Here is a 21,376-nt window from a genome sequence, read left to right on the forward strand (position 1 = left end):
TATTGGTTATGGTTGCACTTATATAAAAGTGCTGTAAATTTTTGGTGAATATCACCTTATAAAAGCGACACTTTATCGCTAATTTATTGAAGCTAAGCTGTTATTTTGTCAAAGTACCCTTACTAAAATTTATCAGGACTAACAATGAAAAAAATAGGTCTTACGCTGAGCGCTTTTGTATTGCCACTGGCAATGTCGAGTGTTGTTATGGCGTCCTCAGTTGAGCAAACAAAAGGTTCTTACGTTGATAAGTTTCGTCAATTAGACGAAGCGCTTCCTACACCCAATGTATATCGTAGTGCTGCAGGTGAACCAGGTGAAAAATACTGGCAGCAACGTGTTAACTACGATATTGATGTAAAGCTAGATGAAAAAAAGCACCGTATTACGGGTAGCCAAAGTATTGAATACAAAAATAACTCACCACATACGCTTAAATATTTATGGTTACAGCTAGATCAAAATATTTTTAAAAGTGACTCTATTGCCGAAACAACTAAAACGTTTAAAAGTACGTTAAAAAGCCTACCAGCACAAAAGCCTGCTAAATTAAGTTTAGGTGAGCTACGTCGTCAGCAATTTATGAGCGACAACGAACTGGGTTATACAATTAGTGGCGTAAAAGATGACGATGGTAAAGAACTGCGCGTAACTGTAGTTGATACCTTAATGCGTATTGATTTAAATGAGCCATTAAAACCAGGTAAAGAAGTCGAATTTAGTATGAACTTTGCCTTCAATATTGTTGAAGAAGATGCTGTGGGTGCGCGCTCTGGTTATGAGCATTTTGAAGAAGATGGCAACGACATATTCTTAATTGCTCAGTGGTTCCCTCGTTTAGCGGCTTATACCGATTACGAAGCATGGACAAACAAGCCATTTTTAGGTTCTGGTGAATTTACACTTGAGTTTGGTGATTACGATGTTGAGATTACCGTTCCTGCGGATCACATTGTATCGGCAACAGGTAAGCTTGATAACGCGAGCAAAGTACTAACAAGTACGCAGCGCAAACGTTTAAAGCAAGCTGAAACATCTAAGCGTCCTGTGTTTATTGTTAACGCAGAAGAAGCGCTAGAAAACGAAAAAGAAGGCACCGACAAAACTAAAACGTGGCACTTTAAAGCAGAGAATGTTCGAGACTTTGCTTGGGCGTCGTCTCGTAAGTTTATGTGGGATGCAAAAGGTTACCAGCAAGGTGGTGACGTTCAGCCTTTAGTTATGGCAATGTCATTCTTCCCTAAAGAAGGTGGTGACTTATGGAAAAAGTACTCAACTGAAGCGGTAGTACACACAATGGAAGTGTACTCTAAGTATTCTTTTGACTACCCATACCCAACTGCACAGTCGGTTAATGGCCCCGTTGGTGGTATGGAATACCCAATGATCACCTTTAACGGCCCACGTACTAAGTTACAAGATGATGGTACTCGTACTTATTCACAAGCTGAAAAGCGCTTTTTACTTGGCGTAGTTATTCATGAAGTTGGCCATATTTACTTTCCGATGATTGTAAATTCGGATGAGCGCCAATGGACGTGGATGGATGAAGGCTTAAACAGCTTTTTAGATGGCGTTGCTGGTCGTGAATGGGATCCTACTATTCCTTGGGGTGTTGAGCCTCGCGATATAGTGAGCTACATGAAGTCTGAAAATCAAGTGCCAATTATGACTCAGTCAGACAGCGTATTACGCTTAGGCCCGAATGCTTATACTAAGCCTGCCGCAGCACTTAATATTTTACGTGAAGTGATTTTAGGCCGTGACTTATTCGACTTTGCATTTAAAGAGTATGCTCAGCGCTGGAAATACAAGCGCCCTACCCCAGCTGATTTTTTCCGTACAATGGAAGAAGCCTCTGGTGTTGATTTAGATTGGTTTTGGCGTGGCTGGTTTTACACCACAGACCATGTTGATATCTCTTTAGATAAAGTATATCAACTACGTTTAGACACTAAAAACCCTGATATTGATTACAGCCGTTTACGCGATATTGAAGCAGATAAGCCTACGTCATTATTTGTTGAGCGTAACCGCGCAGAAGGTAAAAAAACATGGGTTGAGCAAAACCCTGATGTTACCGATTTTTATGACGAAAACGACCGCTTTACTGTAACCAATAAAGAACGCAACTCGTACAACAAGTTTTTAAAAGGCTTAGAGCCGTGGGAGCGTAAAACGCTTGAACGCGCTTTAGAAGAAGATAAAAACTATTATGTAATGGAATTTTCAAACTTAGGTGGTTTGGTAATGCCTATCTTACTTGAGCTAACATATGAAGATGGCACAACTGAAGAGCGTTATATTCCTGCTGAAATTTGGCGTCGTAATTATAAAAACGTTCAAAAGCTAATTGTTACCGATAAAAACAAGCCGCTTGTATCAGTGACTGTCGATCCAGGTTGGGAAACAGCTGATGTAGATGTTGAAAACAACAATTACCCTCGCCGTATTATTCCTTCACGTATCGAAGTGTTTAAAAAGGAAAAGAGTAAAGCTAAAGTGAGTCGCGATATCATGCAAGATATTAAAACTGAGCTTAAAAGCGATGAGAAAAAAGACGAAAAGGATGACGGTGGGGAGCCGCAATAATGCGCTTTTTGCTTATTATTGTTTGCCTTTTAGTTGCTGCGCCAAGTATAGCGCATCAACTAAAATCGTCAGTTACAACGGTGCTTTTTAACAAACGAACGCATAATGTTGAGTTAATGCATCGCTTTTATTTACATGATACCGAACATGCCGTAGGAACATTATTTGAAGGCAAAATCGATATTATTAGTAATAAAACCGATCAACAACGTTTTGCTAAGTATGTTGAATCGCACGTTGCGCTACAAACACTAAGTGGTGAATCTATACCGCTTAGCTTTGTAGGTGCACAAGTTGATGGAAAGTTTTTTTGGGTTTACCAAGAAGCACCTATACCAAAAGGGATTGAAGGGATTAAAATGAGTAATGGTGCACTGCGTGATTTATGGCCAACTCAGGTGAATATGGTTAATGTTGAGGGGAAAGGTAGGATTAAAACCTTAAACTTTGCCCAAGATGATACGTGGCTTGAAGCCCGCTTCGAGCAAAATTAGCTAATATTTCTTTTTACGCGCACTGTAGTTAATGTGCGCGTATTTCCCTCTATTATTTTAGATACCCTCATAATTGATCTTTACTGTGTAAAGTTACGTAAAATTTGTGAAGTTATATTGTATATTTACTTTATTTTGCGCAATCTATTAGCAGATTTATTATCCAGAGTTCAGGTTACTTAGCATCATTTATCCAAAATATTGAGTATAAGCAGTAGATCATTTATGTTTAAAGTACGTTTAACTAATTATTACCACATCCAAGGAATGATATGATGACTCAGGTAGAGGCTATTAACGGTGTTATTTTTGATTTAGACGGTACGTTAGTATCATCCGAGTTAGATTTTTCACTTATAAAAGCACAAATAGGCTGCCCTTGTGAGCAAGACCTGCTCGACTTTATAGCGCAACTCCCTTCGGCTTATATGCGCGAGGAAGCCATGAACATTGTGCATCAGCACGAGTTACTCGATGCCCAGCACGCGACTATATTGCCCGGCGTCAGTGAAGCTATTGCACAATTAGACGCAAAAAAAATTCCGATGGCCATAGTAACGCGTAATTTTGACAAGGCTGCTGCAATTAAATTACAAAATAATCCACTGCCAATCAGCACGGTTTTAACCAGAAGTGATGCACCAGCAAAGCCCGATCCAAGTGCATTGAATGCCATTGCAACACTTTGGGATATTAGCCCTGCAAATATACTCTATGTAGGCGATTACTTGTATGACATACAAGCCGCGCATAACGCTAATATGCGTGCATGTTTATATGCTCCAGATGTAACACCTGCTTATGCCGACCAAGCCGATTACATATTGCATCATTTTTATGAGTTGGTAGGGCTAGTAGAAAGTTATTCCAAAAAATTAGCGTTATGTTAAATAGCGCATTGTTTTTTTATTCTTAAGTTTAGTCTTTAGTTATACAAATTTTATTAATTGATTTTTGCCCATTGTGGAGCTAGCTCAATACGTTTTGAATTGGTAAAATACTGCAAAACGTAACGTATTCATTAGAGGCACAAAATGGGCAGAGCATTTGTAGTTCGTCAAAGTTCTATGATCAAAACGGCTAATGCTAAAACGAAAATAAACTCAAGGTATGGTAAAGAGATTTACGTTGCAGCAAAAAGTGGTGAACCCGATCCCGAAGTAAATCAAACATTACGCCGCCTAATCGAAAAAGCTAAAAAAGACCAAGTTCCCGCACACGTTATTGAAAAAGCAATTGAGAAAGCAGCCGGTGGAGCAGGGGAAGACTATTCAGTTGCCCGTTACGAAGGCTATGGCCCTGGTAATTGCATGGTTATTGTTGACTGTTTGACCGATAATCCGAACCGTACTATCAAAGATGTACGTTTGCCATTTACTAAAACAGACTCAAAAATTGGTACTCCTGGCTGTGTAGCGCATATGTTTGATCATTATGCGGTACTTGGCTTTGCAGGCGATGACGATGAGGTCGTATTAGAAGCATTAATGATGGCTGATGTTGATGTAACCGACGTTGAAGCCGAGGACGGTAAAATATCGGTATTTGCACCGCCAACAGAATACTTTAAAGCTAAAACAGCCCTTGAAGACGCATTTGAAGGCATTAACTTTGAAGTAGATGAAATTACGTTTATTCCTCAAGTTAATATTGAAATTGAAGACGAAGAAGTTATCGCTAACTTCGATAAGTTTATAAATATGCTTGAAGATTGTGACGATGTACAAAATATTTATCACAATGCCATTGTAAAAAATTAAACGTAAACGGTTAAAAGCTTTAAAAAGCGTGTTTTGTGTATGCAAAACACGCTTTTTTACGTTTGAATAAATGTTAGATATTCATGTGTATTATGCTTATTTGAATATATATATTTTTAAAATGCCATAAAAGCGCTGCTATTTTAATTCTAGGCGATAAAAAACCAGCCCGAAGGCTGGTTTGACTCAAAAAACAATTCAAGCACGTGTTAAAAATTTGGAGTGATTAACAATGTTGTGCTTTGTATTTAATACGGTAGCTATGCAGTAATGGTTCAGTGTAACCACTAGGCTGTGTTACGCCTTCTAAAACTAATGCAGTAGCGGCTTGAAACGCAATGCTGTTATTAAGGGTTTCTTCGTCTGTTGCCATGGGTGTATAGGCAGTGTCATGCTCGTTTTGACCATCAACCACTTTGGCCATTTTAGCCATGGTTGATTTTATTTGCGCCTGTGAGCACACGCCATTTAGCAACCAATTAGCCATATGCTGGCTTGAAATACGCAGTGTGGCTCTGTCTTCCATTAGCCCAATATGGTTAATGTCAGGTACTTTTGAACAGCCTACGCCTTGATTAATCCAACGTACAACGTAACCTAAAATACCTTGTGCGTTGTTTTCTAGCTCACTTTGAATATCTTCTTTTGAAAGCGTTTTAGGGTCTGTCATTAGCGGCGGTGTAAGTAGGTTATTAAGGCTAGCAATAGTACGTTTAGCTATGCTTTGCTGCTCATTAAATACGTTTATATCGTGATAATGCATTGCATGCAGGGTAGCAGCTGTAGGGGAGGGCACCCATGCTGTATTAGCGCCTGATTTAGGATGCGCTTGTTTTTGCTCCATCATTAATGCCATTTTATCTGGCATTGGCCACATGCCTTTACCTATTTGTGCTTTATGACTCAAGCCACAAGCAAGGCCAATATCGACATTGCGATCCTCGTAAGCTTGTATCCATGGTTGCTGTTTAATCTGTGCTTTTGGAAGTACAACGCCCGCTTGCATAGAGGTATGAATTTCATCGCCTGTGCGGTCTAAAAATCCAGTATTTATAAATACAACACGCTCTTTGGCTGCACAAATACAGGCTTTTAGGTTTACAGAAGTGCGGCGTTCTTCATCCATAATACCCATTTTAAGCGTGTTTTTAGGTAAGCTTAGCGCTTCCTCTACTAAGCTAAATAAAGTGTTAGTAAACGCTACCTCTTCAGGGCCATGCATTTTTGGTTTAACTATATTAATACTTTGCGCGCTTGAATTTTTTATACCTGTTTTTTTATTTAGGTCGTGCAGGGCAGCAGTAGCAGTAAACATCGCATCCATAATGCCTTCAAATACCGGTTGATTGTACACATCGGTAATAGCAGGGTTCGTCATTAAATGGCCAACGTTTCTTACAAACATCATGCTACGGCCTTTTAAAGTAACTGTGCCACCATCAAGTGCGGTGTATGTTTTATCACTTTGCAGAGTGCGCTCTACAGTTTTATCGCCTTTTTTAAACGATTTAACTAAGTTACCTTGCATCAACCCAAGCCAATTTTTATAAACTTGTACTTTATCTTCTGCATCTACCGCAGCTACTGAATCTTCACAATCCATAATGGTGGTAAGCGCGGCCTCTAGCACTACATCTTTTAAGCCTGCTTTATCAGCTTGGCCAATAATGTGGTGGTGATCGATATGCAGCTCTATATGTAAGCCATTGTTTTTTAATAACACTACAGTTGGATTTTGCGCTTCTCCTTGATAGCCAACAAGCTGAGTTGGGTCAGCTAATGTGGTTTGAGAGCTATCACGCAAGGTAATTAAAAGTGCGCCATCTACTACTGAGTAATTCGTGCTTTCTATATGCGAGCCATTAGTCAACGGCAATGCTTTATCTAAAAACTGGCGAGCGTAGGCCATTACTTTAAAACCACGAACAGGATTGTAGGTATTACCTTTTTCAGCCCCGTCATCTTCGCTTAGTACATCAGTACCGTATAAAGCGTCGTATAACGAGCCCCAACGCGCGTTAGCGGCATTAAGTGCAAAGCGTGCGTTACTTACAGGCACAACCAATTGAGGGCCTGCTGTAAGGGCCACTTCAGGCTCTACATTTTGGGTTTCAATTGTAAAGTTGGCAGGCTCTTTTACCAAGTAGCCAATATCTTGTAAAAAGGCATGGTACTTGGCGCTATTCCACGTTTTATTAGCTAGATGATAGTCATCTATTTGCTGTTGAAGCAGCTCTCGCTTTTCAAGCAGTGCCTTATTTATAGGGGTAAGCGTTTGAACTATATGTGCAAAGCTTTGCCAAAATTGCAGCTCACTTAAGTGAGTGCCAGGGAGTAATTGGCTTTTAACAAAATCAGCGAGTTGTGTGTCTACGCTGAGTCCTGAGTGTGTGAGAGTGTGGGACATAATTGCCCTCCTTAAACGGTCGCGATGTTGTTGTGCGCTTGTGCGTTAAGGCAACAATAACGCAAAAAAGCAATGTTGAGTGCTTTTTAGCCATTCATAAAATATATAGCCGTAATAACAACTATAAATTTACTAAATCTAAAAAATGAGCCTAATGTTGATTTAAGCGCTACGGAGCACGAGCAACGTAGCCACTCTCACAACACTAAAATTATTTACACACCCGTTCGAAGGATTTTATTATGACAACATATCAACGCGAAACAGACACACTCTCAACTCTTTGCCAATCTCAAGGTAGCGCATGGCACGCAATCAACCCTGAATATGCAAGCCGCATGCGCTTGCAAAACCGTTTCCGTACTGGGATTGAAATTGCACAATACACAGCAGACGTAATGCGTGAAGATATGGCAGCATATGACGCCGATACAAGCCAGTACACACAATCTTTAGGCTGTTGGCATGGTTTTACTGCACAACAAATGATGATGGCTATTAAGCGCCATCAAAAAACAACTAAACGCAGCTATGTATACTTAAGTGGCTGGATGGTTGCAGCGCTTCGCTCTGCATTTGGTCCGCTGCCAGATCAAAGCATGCACGAAAAAACATCGGTACCTGCATTAATTGAAGAAATTTACACATTTTTAAAGCAAGCTGATGCACGTGAACTCGATCACTTGTTTAACGACCTAGATGAAGCAAAAGCGAATGGCGGCGATGTTCAAGCTGTTATTGATAAAATAGACAACTTTGAAACCCATGTTGTGCCAATTATTGCTGATATTGACGCAGGTTTTGGTAACGAAGAAGCAACTTACTTACTGGCTAAAAAAATGATTGAAGCCGGTGCGTGTGCCATTCAAATAGAAAACCAAGTATCTGACGCTAAACAATGTGGTCACCAAGCGGGTAAAGTGACCGTTCCACACGAAGACTTCTTAGCAAAAATTAACGCAGTACGTTACGCCTTTTTAGAGCTAGGTATTGATAACGGCATTATTGTGGCACGTACAGATTCATTAGGCGCCAGCCTTACTCAAAAAATACCTGTGTCGCAAACACCAGGTGACTTAGCAAGCCAATACAATGCATTTTTAGAAACCACGCCAATTAACGGTGTTGATGACTTAAATGAAGGCGATACGGCAATGAAAATTAATGGCCAGTTATGTAAACCAACTCGTCTAGATAACGGTTTATTCCAATTCCGTGAAGGCACGGAAAAAGATCGTGTAGTACTAGATTGTATTACTAGCTTGCAGTCAGGCGCTGATTTACTGTGGATTGAAACAGAAAAACCACATGTTAAACAAATTGCAGAACTGGTAAATCGTGTAAAAGAACACGTGCCAAATGCAAAACTGGTATACAACAACTCGCCTTCGTTTAACTGGACGCTTAAGTTTCGTGAGCAAGTGTATCAAGAGTGGGAAGAGGCAGGCCGTGACCTTAGTGCTTACCCAAGTCTTGGCGATAATAAAGGCCTTATGGCACCAGAAATGGATGCAACAGAGCTTGCGCAAGCAGCCGATTTACTAGTGCAAAACTTCCAGCGCGATGGCGCACGTGAAGCCGGTATTTTCCATCACTTAATAACCTTGCCGACATACCATACAGCTGCGCTAAGCACTGATATTTTATCAGAGGGTTACTTTGGCGATATGGGTATGCTGGCTTATGTACGTGACGTACAACGCCAAGAAATTCGCCGTGAGCAAGCTTCTGTTAAGCATCAAGACTTAGCTGGCTCTAACATGGGCGATACACACAAAGAATACTTCTCTGGTGATAACGCGCTAAAAGCCGGTGGTGAAGATAACACCATGAACCAGTTTTAATTCCTAACTAGATAGTGTTACTCAAGGGCCGATAGGCCCTTTTTTATTGCTTTAAATAAAGTTAGAACATTGAAGCACAATTACAGATCAGACTTTAACTAGGGCGTGTTGATCTTTGTGGATTGAAATTTGTTCAATCTAGGGGCGATTAAATCGCGGCGCGAGGTTTGTAACCTAGTGGGCTAAGTAAAAACCGAGCAACAAAGAGTTTATCGTCCCTAGAAAGAACCCAAAGGGCAGCGCATGTTTGGTATTTATGCTACGTTATCGCCTATTCATGGGGAATAACCACACTACATAAGCTCCGCCTTGCCTAAAAACCAAACATACTGCTGCAAATTCACCAACCAAAGTTCAACACGGCCTTGCCAAATCATGTTGGATCACTATTTAACTACCTGTCTCAATCTACAGATCAGAGTTTAACTAACCTTTCATAAAACGGCATATTTGGGGTGATTTTGCTGAAAAAAGCGTTTACGGCAACTTTAAAAGGCGGGTAAGTGACTGATTTTTGCTTCAATAGGCAAACTAAACGAATTTATAAACCGATTTTTTACTAACTTCTTTGTGCTATAAAACAAAATTTTACTAACTGAAAGGCTATAAACAGTGACTCAAACCGATTTTTTACCAACTCAAGTTACAAAAAATGTTATAAACCGAAATTTTACTAACTGAAGTTTTAGCTAAGTCCGATATTTGACTGTCACAGAAGTGTAAAGGGGGTTTACAGTTTGAATACTATAGTGGTAAATATAAAAGCCACTTATTTGAAGTGGCTTTTATTTGAGCTATAAATTTATTATTTAGTGTGTTTATCAAACCACCATTGAATATAAGCAACTTTTGTCATTAAGTTTGATGGCCGAGCTGTAATGCCATGTGAAGCATTAGGAATTCGCACCATTGCAGTATCAACACCTTGTAATTTTAATGCCTGATAAAACTGCTCAGTTTCTGAAATTGGTGTACGGTAGTCAGATTCACCAGTGAGCAACATAGTAGGAGTTTTAACGTTTCCAACATAGCTAATAGGCGAGCGTTTCATGTAGTGCTCAATGTGATCCCATGGTTTACCTGGGAACCAATAATCAGCAAAAAACGGGTAAAAATCTGCTGTTAGTACAAAACTGATCCAATTGATAACAGGCTTAGCAACTACAGCTGCAGCAAAGCGATCTGTATGACCCACAATCCATGCAGTTAATACACCGCCACCAGAGCCACCGGTTACAAACAATTTAGACTCGTCAATAAAGCCTTTCGCTATTAGCGCATCAACACCTGTCATTAAATCATCAAAATCGTTACTTGGGTAATTATGATGAATAGTTTGTGCAAACTCTTTACCATAGGAATCACTACCACGTGGGTTCATGTATAAAACGACATTGCCTTTGGCTGCAAACAGTTGAATTTCAGCGCTAAAGTGCGGGCCATAATTAGCGACAGGGCCGCCGTGAATTTCTAGTATTAGCGGGTATTTTTTGCTGCTATCAAATTCTGGCGGGTAGGCAATCCACCCCTGAATAGGAAGTTCATCGTGGCTTGATTTAACCCAAATTTCTTCCACTTTAGCCAAAGCTTTGTCGCCCAATGCATCTGCATTAAGGGTAGTTAAACGCTGGGCTTTACTGCGTTTAATTGTTGCTATATCAGCAGGGCGCTGGGTATCGGCAAGGGTAAATGCTACCTCTCCATCTTCGCTTACATCAAAGTTGCCACCAGAATAAGGGCGTCCAAAGGCAACGCTGCCAATTTGAGTTGTTATTATTTTACGCTTGCCACTGCGTGGTTGATAGGCGAGGGCGGTTTGGCCTTTATCGGCGTAACTAAAGTACACACCTTTTGAATTGGCACTCCATTTTATTTGCCCAACACTTCGATCAAAATTTGGCGTTAAACTAGTTGTGTTACCTGTTTTTAAATCACGAATATAAAGTTGAGCATTTTCGTAATTAGTGCGTATATCGTCATAACCTGTGTACGCTAAGTAACGGCCATCGGGCGATACTTTAGGTTGTTCATCAGGGCCATCTCGGTTAGTAATTTCGGTTATAGTTTGCGAGGCCAAATCAAGTTTATAAATTTCATTATTTGTGAATTTTAGCTGGTTGTTTTTATGCCTGTTCGCAGAAAAATAAAGTGATTTACCATCGTTACTAAAGCTTACATCGCCGGCGTTATCAAACTCATCATGAGTAAGTCGCTTGGCATTACCACCGTTAGCATCTATGGAAAATAATTGGCTAAAACCTTTTTGTGTGTAACCGCCACCATCTGAACGGTAATAAACATCATCAATAAATTTAGCGGGTTCTGCCCACGTTGCCCCTTTTGGTTTACCGGGCAGGTTTACGGGGGCTGAAGTTGCACTTGGTACAAACATGCTAAATATTAATTGGCTAGAATCAGGGCTCCATGTAATTGCACGAGGGCTATTAGTTAGATTACTAATTTTTGCCATAGCACCTGTTTTAAGCCATTTTATATATATTTGGCTGCTGCCATCACGTGTTGATATAAACGCAAGGCGTTGACCATCAGGAGAGAGTACTGGCGAATAATCCATATGCACGCCAGAGGTTAATGGTTGCATTTGTTTAGTTTTGTAATCAACAGACCAAATATTACCCACTTTGCGATCTGTTTTTATATCCATACGATTACGCACAAAGTAAACGGTTTTACCGTCTTCGGTTATATCTATCTGATTCGCATATTCAAGGTCGAATACGTTTTCAAGTTGTAGCGTTTGCTCTGTTTGACTCGTAAAACCTGAAAAACTGACTGTTGCCAAAAGCGCAAAAGGGGCAATAAACTTCATTTTTATTCCTTGTTATTAAACAGTATCACATCTGTTATAAGGCAATAATGATTGAAAATAAACTCGATTGCGATGAATGCACATTACTTAGATAATGACTTATTTGAGTAATATGCATTTCAAGTGGTTAAGCTAAAGCAACTGCTTGCTGAGCCTGTTCTTGCAACTCTGCCTGTAATGAGTGTGCTATTTCTGCTGACCTTACTGAAAGTATTGAGAGTAAGGTGTCGCTTAAACCATGGGATGATTCTGAACGTCCTTGCAAAAATAACGATGGAAGAAAACGTTCGTCCGTTTTAACTTGATAATTTCGATCAATATCAATGTTTCCTAAATAGGCTTTAATCGGTTCTAATATAGGCGCCATTTTAGGTCGTTGATACCCTGTTGCTAAAATTACTAAATCGTAATTATTCGTAGCATGCTGATTTGATTTTCTATCAAGTATAGACAGCGTTATTTTTCCATTTTTTTCAGATGCTTCAGTAACTTCACTGTTAGGGCAATATGTATGTTGCTCCATCATGGCAACTTTTTGTTGATAAAAAATATTATATATTTGCTCAATCATCGATGAGTCAACAGCTGAATAATTAGCGTATTTATATTCTTTTAATAGCTCTTCTCTTTCTTGCTGCGTTTTACTGAATATAGAGTCTGTTGATGATGGGTTAAAAATTTCATTCACATAGGGACTTGAATCTGCTGGCTTCATCGAATTACCACGCATAATTAAATCAACTTTTGCGTGTGGATAATTATCATCAATATCAATAAAAGCTTCCGCAGCACTTTGCCCACCACCGATTATAGCAATGCGTAAATCTTTTGTTTTTACTGGAATAAGTTTAGCCATTTTTGATAGGTAGTGAGTATGATGAAATACAAGCGGGGTTTGTTTTAGCGGTTGAAAAACTTCCGGTATTAAAGGGGTTCCGCCAGTGCCCATAACAAGTGATTTAGTAAAACGGATCTTACTTGTCCCACCTGTATCTGCTGTTGTCACTTTGAGTAATTTTACTTTTTGATTATCCATAACCGGCTCAATAGAGGTAACCTCTTCGCCGTATTGACATTGAGAAGAAAAATGACCCGCAACCCAGCGAAGGTAGTCATTAAATTCTAACCTGCTTGGGTAGAAAGTACTTAAATTTATGAAGTCCACTAAACGATTATGTGAATGTAAATAATTTAAGAAAGAGTAAGGGCTGGTTGGATTTCTCAATGTGACAAGATCTTTCAAAAATGAGACTTGTAGCCCACTTTGGTTAGTAATAGTATCACCATGCCATTGATATTCTGGCTGTTTATCAATAAATAAGGCATTTAGTGTGGTAGAATTGCTTTTAATTTCTTCTAAGGCAATCGCCAAAGCTATATTTGATGGGCCAAATCCGACACCAATGATATCGTATGTAGGTATTAGTGGCTGTGCCATGCTTAAACTCCTCGTTTAAAACAACTTTTATCTGCTACATAAATTTACTTTTGTTTATAAAAATGTGTAGCAGTGGGTATTAGCTGAATAAGGATTCATTAAGTATCCTTATTTAATGAATTACGTTAATTTAGCTTTTTTTTTCAACAACCCAAGGTGAAATGCTTGCTAGTTTTTCACTGGTTTCGGTGAGTTCTCTTTCTGGTGTTGAATCAAGTACAATTCCGGCTCCAGCCTGTAACCAGTGCTGATCGCCTTTACTCATAACACTGCGTAAAACTAATGCTGCGTCAATAACGCCTGTGTGATCTAGTTTTAAAATTGCGCCTGCATAAAGCCCTCTGCTACTGCCTTCGTGTCGTCGTATTTCTGAAAAAGCAGCCAGCTTTTGAATACCAGACGCTGTAACAGCAGGGAATAGGCTTTCGAATGCATGCCAAGCGTTATATTCTGTTTTTAGAGTGCCACAGACTCTCGAAGCTAAATGTTGCACAGAACCTCGCTTTTTTTGAACCATGAACTGTGGTACATGTACAGATTCTGGTTCACAAACTTCATTCATTTCGTCAACTGAAAGTCTCACAGATATTGCGTGTTCGTGGGTTTCTTTTGGATCTTTTAGTAACTCATCAAATATTTTTTGATCTGTTTCTGGATTACCTTCTAATCGTCGAGTACCCGCTAACGGCTCTGTTGTAACTTTACGGTTTTCATCAACTGAAAGTACAATTTCAGGACTAAACCCAGTGATTTTCCAACCAGCTAAATTCATTGTAAATGAACGAGCAGGTGTGTTCATCGAACGCCCTTGAAGCCAAGTCGCAGTGTAATCGGGCGAAAAATGTAGGGGAACCTTACGCGAGAGTATGACTTTTTCTAGTAAACCATTTTTAATATTGGCGACAGACTTTTTGACTGCATTTTTATAATTAATATTGTCTGGTATTTCAACATTTTTGTAAGGAACGTGTGCTCGTACAACTGCATTTTCTAGTATTAAGCGTACTTGCTGCTCAAGTTCACTGGATTTAGATTTAATGAGTGTTGGTTTTTTCCCTAGGGATACCGTTATTTTTGGCTCACAAATAAATAATAACGCTTCTTGACCTGCTTTTTCTTCTTCGGTTAATAGTTCTGGTGATTTCAGGGCATACGCGAATTCAAAACTAGACCATCCGCATGCTTGCCACTCACCATCCCAAGTATTTAATTCTTGCTGTAGGACTTGGCAGAGGTTTTCGCTGTTAACTTGGCGCTGAGTTTTTCCTGCAGAGGTATTAGATTCAATGTGAGTTGCAAATACTGTTATAGATCGAACAATACCCCCTGCAAACCAACATTCACCGTTATCTTCGTAAATTAAATATTCTTTAAATATACCACTGTCGGCTAGAGCGGCTGCTCGTGCGAAGATTAAATTTTGCTCATCGCTTTGGGTTGTGCCTTCATTGGAAAAATTAGTTTTCATAATATCTTATGCTCCTTTTCAAAATACATTTTGCATACACACGGGATTAATTTTCAATCAATGTGTTGCAATAATAACTACAGTAAATAATAATGCAAATTATTATTGTTTATATTTTAGGGTCTGTTTTATGGATAATGCACTTAGGCTAAAGCTTGCGAGAAAATTGGCGGCAACTCGAAAAATAATCATGCCGAATAATAATGTGGACTCTTTATCGACATTAAATCAAAGCTTTACAGTTTCAAAAGCAAAAAATGAGACCAGTTATGTACTTTCTAATGCGCAAGAAAGGATGTGGTTACTTAATCAACTGGACCCACTTTCGTCTGCTTACAATGTTTGTGTCTTGTGGCAATTTAAAGGTTGTTTAGATGCGCGTGTTTTACAGCAAAGTTGTTTTGAATTAGTGAACAGGCACAGTATTTTTCGAACTTCCTATTATGCAGACCCTATTGTTGGTGCTCGACAAAAAGTGCTTGATGAGTTTCCTTTGCAGTGGTGTGAATATGATTTACAAGATTTAGATCAGCAGACGCGAGAAGTACGTCTTAAAGAAATAGCACAACATGCAAGTACAGAACCTTTCGATCTTGCAACTAAGAGTACACTTCGACTTGCTCTCGTAAAAATGACCGACAGTCATCACACTTTAGTTATGGTAGGGCAACATATTGTTTGGGACGGGGCGTCATTTGGTATTTTTTCTAATGAATTATCAACATACTATAGGCTAATTAAGAGCGGCGAATCTAAACAACGGGCTCCTTTACCCATCCAGTATTTAGATTTTGCTCAATGGCATCGTGAAAAATGGCAACAAGATTCCGAGCAAAGCAAAGAGCAGGTTGCGTTCTGGCAAAAGCAGCTTACACCGCTACCTGAGCCTATTGATTTTCCAACTGACTTTCCTCGGGGAGTGAAGCAAAATGAAAATGGTGGCTGGCACAGTGATAATCTTGATCAAGCAACAACACAAACCCTACTTACGTTAGCACGAGAAGAACAAGTTACAACTTTTGAAGCCATTATTGCGGTGATTGCTTTATTAATGACTCGGCTTTCTAGGGCCTCAGAAGTGACGATAGGGACAGTGGCTTCGCATCGTAATTTACCTGAGCTGAGTGACCTGATAGGTAATTTTGGGAATGTTATTCCACTGCGGATTAAGGTTGATAATAAACTTTGTTTTCGTGAACTGATCCGTGATTGTGCGACACAATGTCGTGCTGCTTTTTCACATGCAGATTTACCCTTTGAATTATTACTTGAAAAATTACAAATAAAACGAGGGGAATCGCAAAACCCATTATTAGACACTATGGTGACTTTCTTAAGCCATGGGATGTCTCCACCCATAATAGATGACTTAGATGTACATTGGGAAAAGTATTTTAATGGTACAACGCAAACAGATCTCTCTTTTGACGCATTATTAAAAGATAACTGCCTTCAGTTTCAAGCCACTTGGCGTGCTTCATTATATCGACCAAAAACCATACCAAATCATTTGAAACGGTTGCTACAGTTACTTAAACATTGTGTCCAAGAACCAGATATAGCACTAGCTAACATTACCACTGTATTACCCGATGAAAATCAATTAATAAAATGGGGTCAACGCGATGCTTTTGCAAGCCCAATAACAACGCTCGTTGCTTGGTTTGAGAATACCGTGAGTAAATACCCAAATCGAACTGCCGTTGAGTTAGTTGGCAGTGAAACGATAAAGAGTGTTTTGCAACAACAAAACGTGCTGCATGACCTCAGTTTTTTAACGCTCAATGCAAGAGCAAATAGAGTCGCAAGGTGGCTAGTATCGCAAGGGATTGGGCCAGAAGATCGGGTTGCCATAATAATGCCTCGCCAGTTGGAATGGTTCGTTGTGATGCTTGGTACACTCAAGGCAGGTGCCGCTATTGTACCTATAGATCCAAATTATCCAGAGGATTACATTAACCGAGTACTTACATTGGCGGCGCCAAATATAGTAATTAATAATGGTGATGCACATTCATTTGAATCAGCTAAAGCGGCTGAATTACAAACTAAAACAGTCAGTCTGTTAGTTATTGAGAATGAAGCATTAAGTATAAAAAATAGTGATCTTAATCTTACAAACGAAGAGAGATGCCGGCCATTGCGCCCATCTCATCCAGCCTGTATTACGTTTACATCCGGCTCAACAGGGCAGCCAAAAGGTGTGGTTGTAAAACATGCTTCGCTGGTTAACCTTATTGCTAGTCATAAACACGATCTCTATAGCGAAGCTTCTGCGCTTGTAGAACATAATCAGCTAAAAGTTGGCCATGCTTGGTCTTTGGCTTTTGATGCCTCATGGCAACCTACACTGTGGATGTTTGAAGGCCATAAAGTCTATTTATTTGATGCAAATACGATGCAAGACGCGGTCACTCTTGCCAAAGAGATAATGCTTAAAAAAATGGATTTTATTGAGTTAACTCCCAGTATGCTAGATGAAGTATTACCGTGGTTACAGTCAGGACTTACAGATACAAATGGGCAATTTATTGAACCTCATACACCTGCAATATTGGGTTTTGGTGGTGAATCGGTAAAACAAGAGCTTTGGCAACGTATAAAGAGCCTTCCTGGTACGTTGGGCTTTAATTTATATGGCCCGACAGAGGCAACAGTGGATGCGATGATTGCTAAAACCAATGCCGCTGAAAAGCCGGTAATAGGTGGGCCGGTTGCAGGAGGGCAAGTTTATGTTTTAGATAGTTGCTTGCAATTAGCGCCTTTAGGGGTGCCTGGTGAGCTTGCAATTGCTGGTGCTGGATTAGCAAGAGGATACCTTGATCGTAGTGATTTAACAGCAAGCAAGTTTATTGCTAATCCTTTTGCTGAACAAGGTGAAAGACTTTATCTAAGTGGTGATAGAGTAAAATGGACAACTCAAGGAAATATTGAATACATTGGCCGTATAGACGAGCAAGTGAAAATTAGAGGTTTTCGTGTTGAGCCGCTCGAAGTTGAGTCAACCATTGAGCTGTTAATTAAATGTCCTTGCGCTGTAATTGCCAGAGCAGTTACTCAAAGTGCGATGGAGTTAATTTGTTATATTGAAAATGAAATAGAGCAACTAAGCGATAATCAAGAGGCTAATTTAAACTTAATAGCTCGCTTTCGCTATGTATGTGAGCAAGCTCTACCCCCTCACTTAGTCCCCAAGTATTTTGTAATTAATAAAAAACTACCTAAGTTACCTAATGGAAAAATTAATCGTAAAGCGCTGTCGATACCTGAAGATTTAGGTGTTATTGCCAAAAGAGCCCCTCGTAATGAACTGGAGAAAAAGCTATGTAATTTAGTGTGTGACGTTTTAGGGATTGAGACAATAGGCATTGACGATGGATTTTTTGCAGTGGGTGGCGATAGTATTTCAGTTGTAAAATTAGTCAGCCGCGCTCGTCGAGAAGGGATCCACCTTACTCCTCGCCAAGTATTTAATGCAAAATGCATTGCGAATTTGGTTAAAGAATTACACGAAGTTGATCCCCTCGGAGACAGTCAAAATAGTAAAACGGTTAGCCACGATAGTAATGATAAAGGTCAGCTTACTTCAACTTTATTAATGCAGCGCTACCTTAATGCAGCGACACCGCTTGATCGATTTGCACAACTAGCAAGTGTAGTAGTGCCTGAAAGTATGACGGCTGGTGAACTAAAAGAGCTTGTGTATGCTTTACTTAATCGCCATGGGTTGTTGCGAGCTCAATTGGTGCAATCGGGTACGGGAGAGTTATCCCTAAATGTTCCGGTTGAAAATACCCAAACTATTTATTGTGAGCAAACTTATCAACAGTGTGATGATAATAAATATAGAGTGTATTCTGAAAATGCTGATTTACCCACTTTAGAAAACTCAGGTGTATTATCAGCAGCTGAGTTGGCAAAACAACTATGCAGTAATTTAAGTCCTAAAAACGGTGTTATGGTTGCCGTATTGTTAGTTAAAGAAAATGAAAATAATAACCAAAGAGCTTGGTTTGCCATAAACCATTTAGTCATAGATGCCTCATCATGGCATATTTTGGCTGAAGACCTTGCGATTGTCCGAAATCAGCAAGTGAGTAATGAAAAACTTGAATTACCTCCCGTACCAACATCATGGCGTAGTTGGTCCAATCATATAAATAAATTAAGCCAGCAGTATATACCTGCGCCAAATTCAACCAATTTGGGAACGTTGGCAAGTGCTCACACATTAACTTGGAGCTTGGAACCTTATAATAAAACATGTCCTGCATTAACTGTCGCTCGTAGGTTAGGGCTTCCACTGGCTAGTTTATTACCTGCTATAAGTTGCTTAGCTGCTATTACATCAAAATTAAAACCAGCGCTAGATAATCGCTGCCCTACCTTGGTACTAGAGCGGCATGGTCGAGAAGTACAGGAACCAACACAAGATTTAAGCAGGACCATTGGCTGGTTTGCCCGTGAAGTTTATGTGGCTCTCAATAGTGATGTTTTAAAGACTAAATCGGACGAAATGTCGAGCCAGTTGATAGAAACAGTGTTGCGTAAATGGTGTGGTCAAATTATTCAGCAAGACTCTCCTTTTGTATCATCAAGTGGTGTCGCGCCTGTTCAACAAAGTGTAAATGGATGGTTAGTCGGTTTTAATTTTCTTGGTGATTTAAATTTATCCTCCAATTCAGATTTATGGTCAGTAACTCCGCTTCTTGAGCAGCTCACTGAAGCTTGCTCCGATCACTGGCCGTTACTAAATTCTTTAGATTTAACAGCCTATTACAGCCAACAAAAAGGGATAAAAACACTTCACTTTAATGCGATAGCACCTAGTAGCGAATTGCACCATAGTGATCTACTACGATTTAAAGCTGAGTTAAATAAGCTTTTTCATCAACTACACGACTGTTTTATTGAAGAACAACAACAGCTACAAGCGCAAGGTCTTGTTGATAGTAATAATTTGACAATTAAGCCAGCTACGCCACTGCAAGTTGAAATGCTTCGCCACTGTCATGGACTAGCAGATCCATGGACAACACAAATGGAAATAACTCTTTCTAATCAACACAACCCAGAAATATCTGAAAGTGCTTTAAAAGCAGGGGCCGCGGATCTTCTGCGCCGTCATGACGCGCTAAGATCAGGCTTTTTTGTGAAAACATTTTCTACCTTTACTGCCGATATACTCGAGCCTGTATGGGAAACTTTAGATTTACGTGGTGAACCAAGTGAGCAATATGAAGCATTGTTAGTGCAGCATCGCACAGCATGGTACCAATATCGCTTTGAATTTGATGCTCCGCCACTCATGCGATTTTTATCTATACGTATAAGTGATAGTCAGTGGCTAATTTTGATTCATTGTCATCACTTACTGCTTGATGGTTGGTCAGCCCCTCGAATTTTGCAAGAGTGGCTTGGAGGAATGAGTGCTGAAGCCACTTTAGCTTATCCAAATTTACATTGGGGTCAATATCTTGATTGGTTACAAAAACAAGACCCGACAATAGCTTGTCAATATTGGAATAAAGCGCTGAATGGTTTCAAAGCCCCTTCATTATTGTGCCCGACAAGACAGCAACGATTTCCTTCACAAGAATTATCTAGTGTGCTTTGTGCTGCTGTAAACACAGATGTTAAAGCATTAGCTGCAAAGATTAATGTATCTACGGCCATGCTATTTCAATTGGCATGGGCTAAAACAGTGGGTAATGCACTTAATCAGGACGATGTCGTATTTGGTTTATTTGATTCTGGTCGTGCAGCGTCGTTAGCAGGTATTGAAACGCTTGTTGGATTGGTTACTCAGTTAGTACCAATACGGATTAAGACCGATCCTTTGAGTAGTCCAATTGCGTTGTTGCAGCAGTTGCAAACTGAACAATTTGAATGGCAAGCGTTAGCTCCGGTTAGGTTGGATAATTTGGAGGCGACTCATCGTTTTGGTGAATTTTTTGATACTTTATTAGTTATTGAAAATGCCCTTGATGCGGATACACAAACCGCAGATCCAATTAAACAAGTCGATTCATATCAAGGACTTACATTACCAGTTGCATTGGCAGGATTGAAGGATGTTAAGTGGCAAGATTCGGTTGGCCAAGCCGCTGCTTTATTTATCTACCCTGGTGCAACAACCAAGATCCGTTTGAGCTTTGACCCGCATGCAGTGGGCAAAAAACGTAGCGTTCAGCTATTAACTGATTTTGAGTTCTATTTGCAAGAAGTTGTCGATAGTTGTAACAAATTCAGTCATGAAGCCGCAAATTCTGCGCAACTTAATAACAGCGAATTAAACCCCCTATCAACAGTCTCTTTGGAGTTAAATCATGAGTGAAAATATTTTCGATGATGAATCAATGGCATTTGTAGTTCTTATCAATCATGAAAAACAGTATTCGTTATGGCCTGAAGTATTAACTATTCCTTCTGGTTGGGAGCAGGTTTTTGGCCCTCAAACACGTGATACTTGTTTGAGTTGGCTAAATGATAATTGGACAGATTTACGTCCTAAATCACTCATAGAGATGGATGGGAATTAAT

11 protein-coding genes are annotated in these 21,376 nt (G+C 39.7%); 7 read left to right on the top strand and 4 right to left on the bottom strand.

Annotation, left to right across the window (positions count from 1 at the left end; translation table 11 throughout):
• Positions 1-144: 144 nt before the first annotated feature.
• The 4 genes from AOR04_RS17860 (at position 145) to AOR04_RS17875 (ending at position 4,846) form a co-directional block, all read left to right on the top strand.
• Entirely contained in the window at positions 145-2,592 is a 2,448-nt protein-coding gene (locus tag AOR04_RS17860; protein WP_096794185.1) for a M1 family metallopeptidase, read from the top strand.
• On the top strand, positions 2,592-3,086 hold the full coding sequence (locus AOR04_RS17865) for a DUF6702 family protein (protein WP_007376678.1): 495 nt from the start codon (positions 2,592-2,594) through the stop codon (positions 3,084-3,086). Before AOR04_RS17860 ends, AOR04_RS17865 begins: the two co-directional genes overlap by 1 nt.
• A 272-nt stretch (positions 3,087-3,358) precedes the next feature.
• Positions 3,359-3,976, top strand: a complete 618-nt coding sequence (locus AOR04_RS17870; protein WP_096794186.1) for an HAD family hydrolase — start codon at positions 3,359-3,361, stop codon at positions 3,974-3,976.
• Positions 3,977-4,120: 144 nt separating this feature from the next.
• The gene (locus tag AOR04_RS17875; RefSeq protein WP_007376676.1) at positions 4,121-4,846 is read left to right on the top strand and encodes a YebC/PmpR family DNA-binding transcriptional regulator; all 726 of its coding nucleotides are present in this window, start codon (positions 4,121-4,123) and stop codon (positions 4,844-4,846) included.
• A gap of 226 nt (positions 4,847-5,072) precedes the next feature.
• On the opposite strand, the gene AOR04_RS17880 is transcribed toward AOR04_RS17875, so the two are convergent.
• Positions 5,073-7,253, bottom strand: coding sequence for a malate synthase G (locus AOR04_RS17880; protein ID WP_096794187.1), 2,181 nt, complete (start codon positions 7,251-7,253; stop codon positions 5,073-5,075).
• A 242-nt stretch (positions 7,254-7,495) separates the two neighbouring features.
• Here AOR04_RS17880 and AOR04_RS17885 point away from each other — a divergent pair, with 242 nt between their 5' ends.
• The gene (locus tag AOR04_RS17885) at positions 7,496-9,097 is read left to right on the top strand and encodes an isocitrate lyase (protein ID WP_096794188.1); all 1,602 of its coding nucleotides are present in this window, start codon (positions 7,496-7,498) and stop codon (positions 9,095-9,097) included.
• Between the two features lie 805 nt (positions 9,098-9,902).
• Here the strand turns inward: AOR04_RS17885 and AOR04_RS17890 are convergent.
• The 3 genes from AOR04_RS17890 to AOR04_RS17900 all read right to left on the bottom strand — a co-directional run bounded on the left by AOR04_RS17890 (position 9,903) and on the right by AOR04_RS17900 (position 14,833).
• Positions 9,903-11,927, bottom strand: coding sequence for a S9 family peptidase (locus AOR04_RS17890; protein WP_096794189.1), 2,025 nt, complete (start codon positions 11,925-11,927; stop codon positions 9,903-9,905).
• 127 nt (positions 11,928-12,054) lie between these two features.
• On the bottom strand, positions 12,055-13,365 hold the full coding sequence (locus AOR04_RS17895; protein WP_096794190.1) for a lysine N(6)-hydroxylase/L-ornithine N(5)-oxygenase family protein: 1,311 nt from the start codon (positions 13,363-13,365) through the stop codon (positions 12,055-12,057).
• A 130-nt stretch (positions 13,366-13,495) separates the two neighbouring features.
• Positions 13,496-14,833: a salicylate synthase gene (locus AOR04_RS17900; RefSeq protein ID WP_033028646.1), complete on the bottom strand. Its 1,338-nt coding sequence runs from the start codon at positions 14,831-14,833 to the stop codon at positions 13,496-13,498.
• Positions 14,834-14,963: 130 nt separating this feature from the next.
• On the opposite strand from AOR04_RS17900, the gene AOR04_RS17905 reads away from it, so the two are divergent.
• Positions 14,964-21,170, top strand: coding sequence for a non-ribosomal peptide synthetase (locus tag AOR04_RS17905; RefSeq protein ID WP_096794191.1), 6,207 nt, complete (start codon positions 14,964-14,966; stop codon positions 21,168-21,170).
• Positions 21,163-21,375: an MbtH family protein gene (locus AOR04_RS17910; RefSeq protein ID WP_008139329.1), complete on the top strand. Its 213-nt coding sequence runs from the start codon at positions 21,163-21,165 to the stop codon at positions 21,373-21,375. Before AOR04_RS17905 ends, AOR04_RS17910 begins: the two co-directional genes overlap by 8 nt.
• Position 21,376 lies beyond the last annotated feature (1 nt).

The sequence above is a fragment of the Pseudoalteromonas sp. 1_2015MBL_MicDiv genome (assembly GCF_002407505.1).
In the GTDB taxonomy this organism is placed as follows: Bacteria; Pseudomonadota; Gammaproteobacteria; order Enterobacterales; family Alteromonadaceae; genus Pseudoalteromonas; species Pseudoalteromonas fuliginea.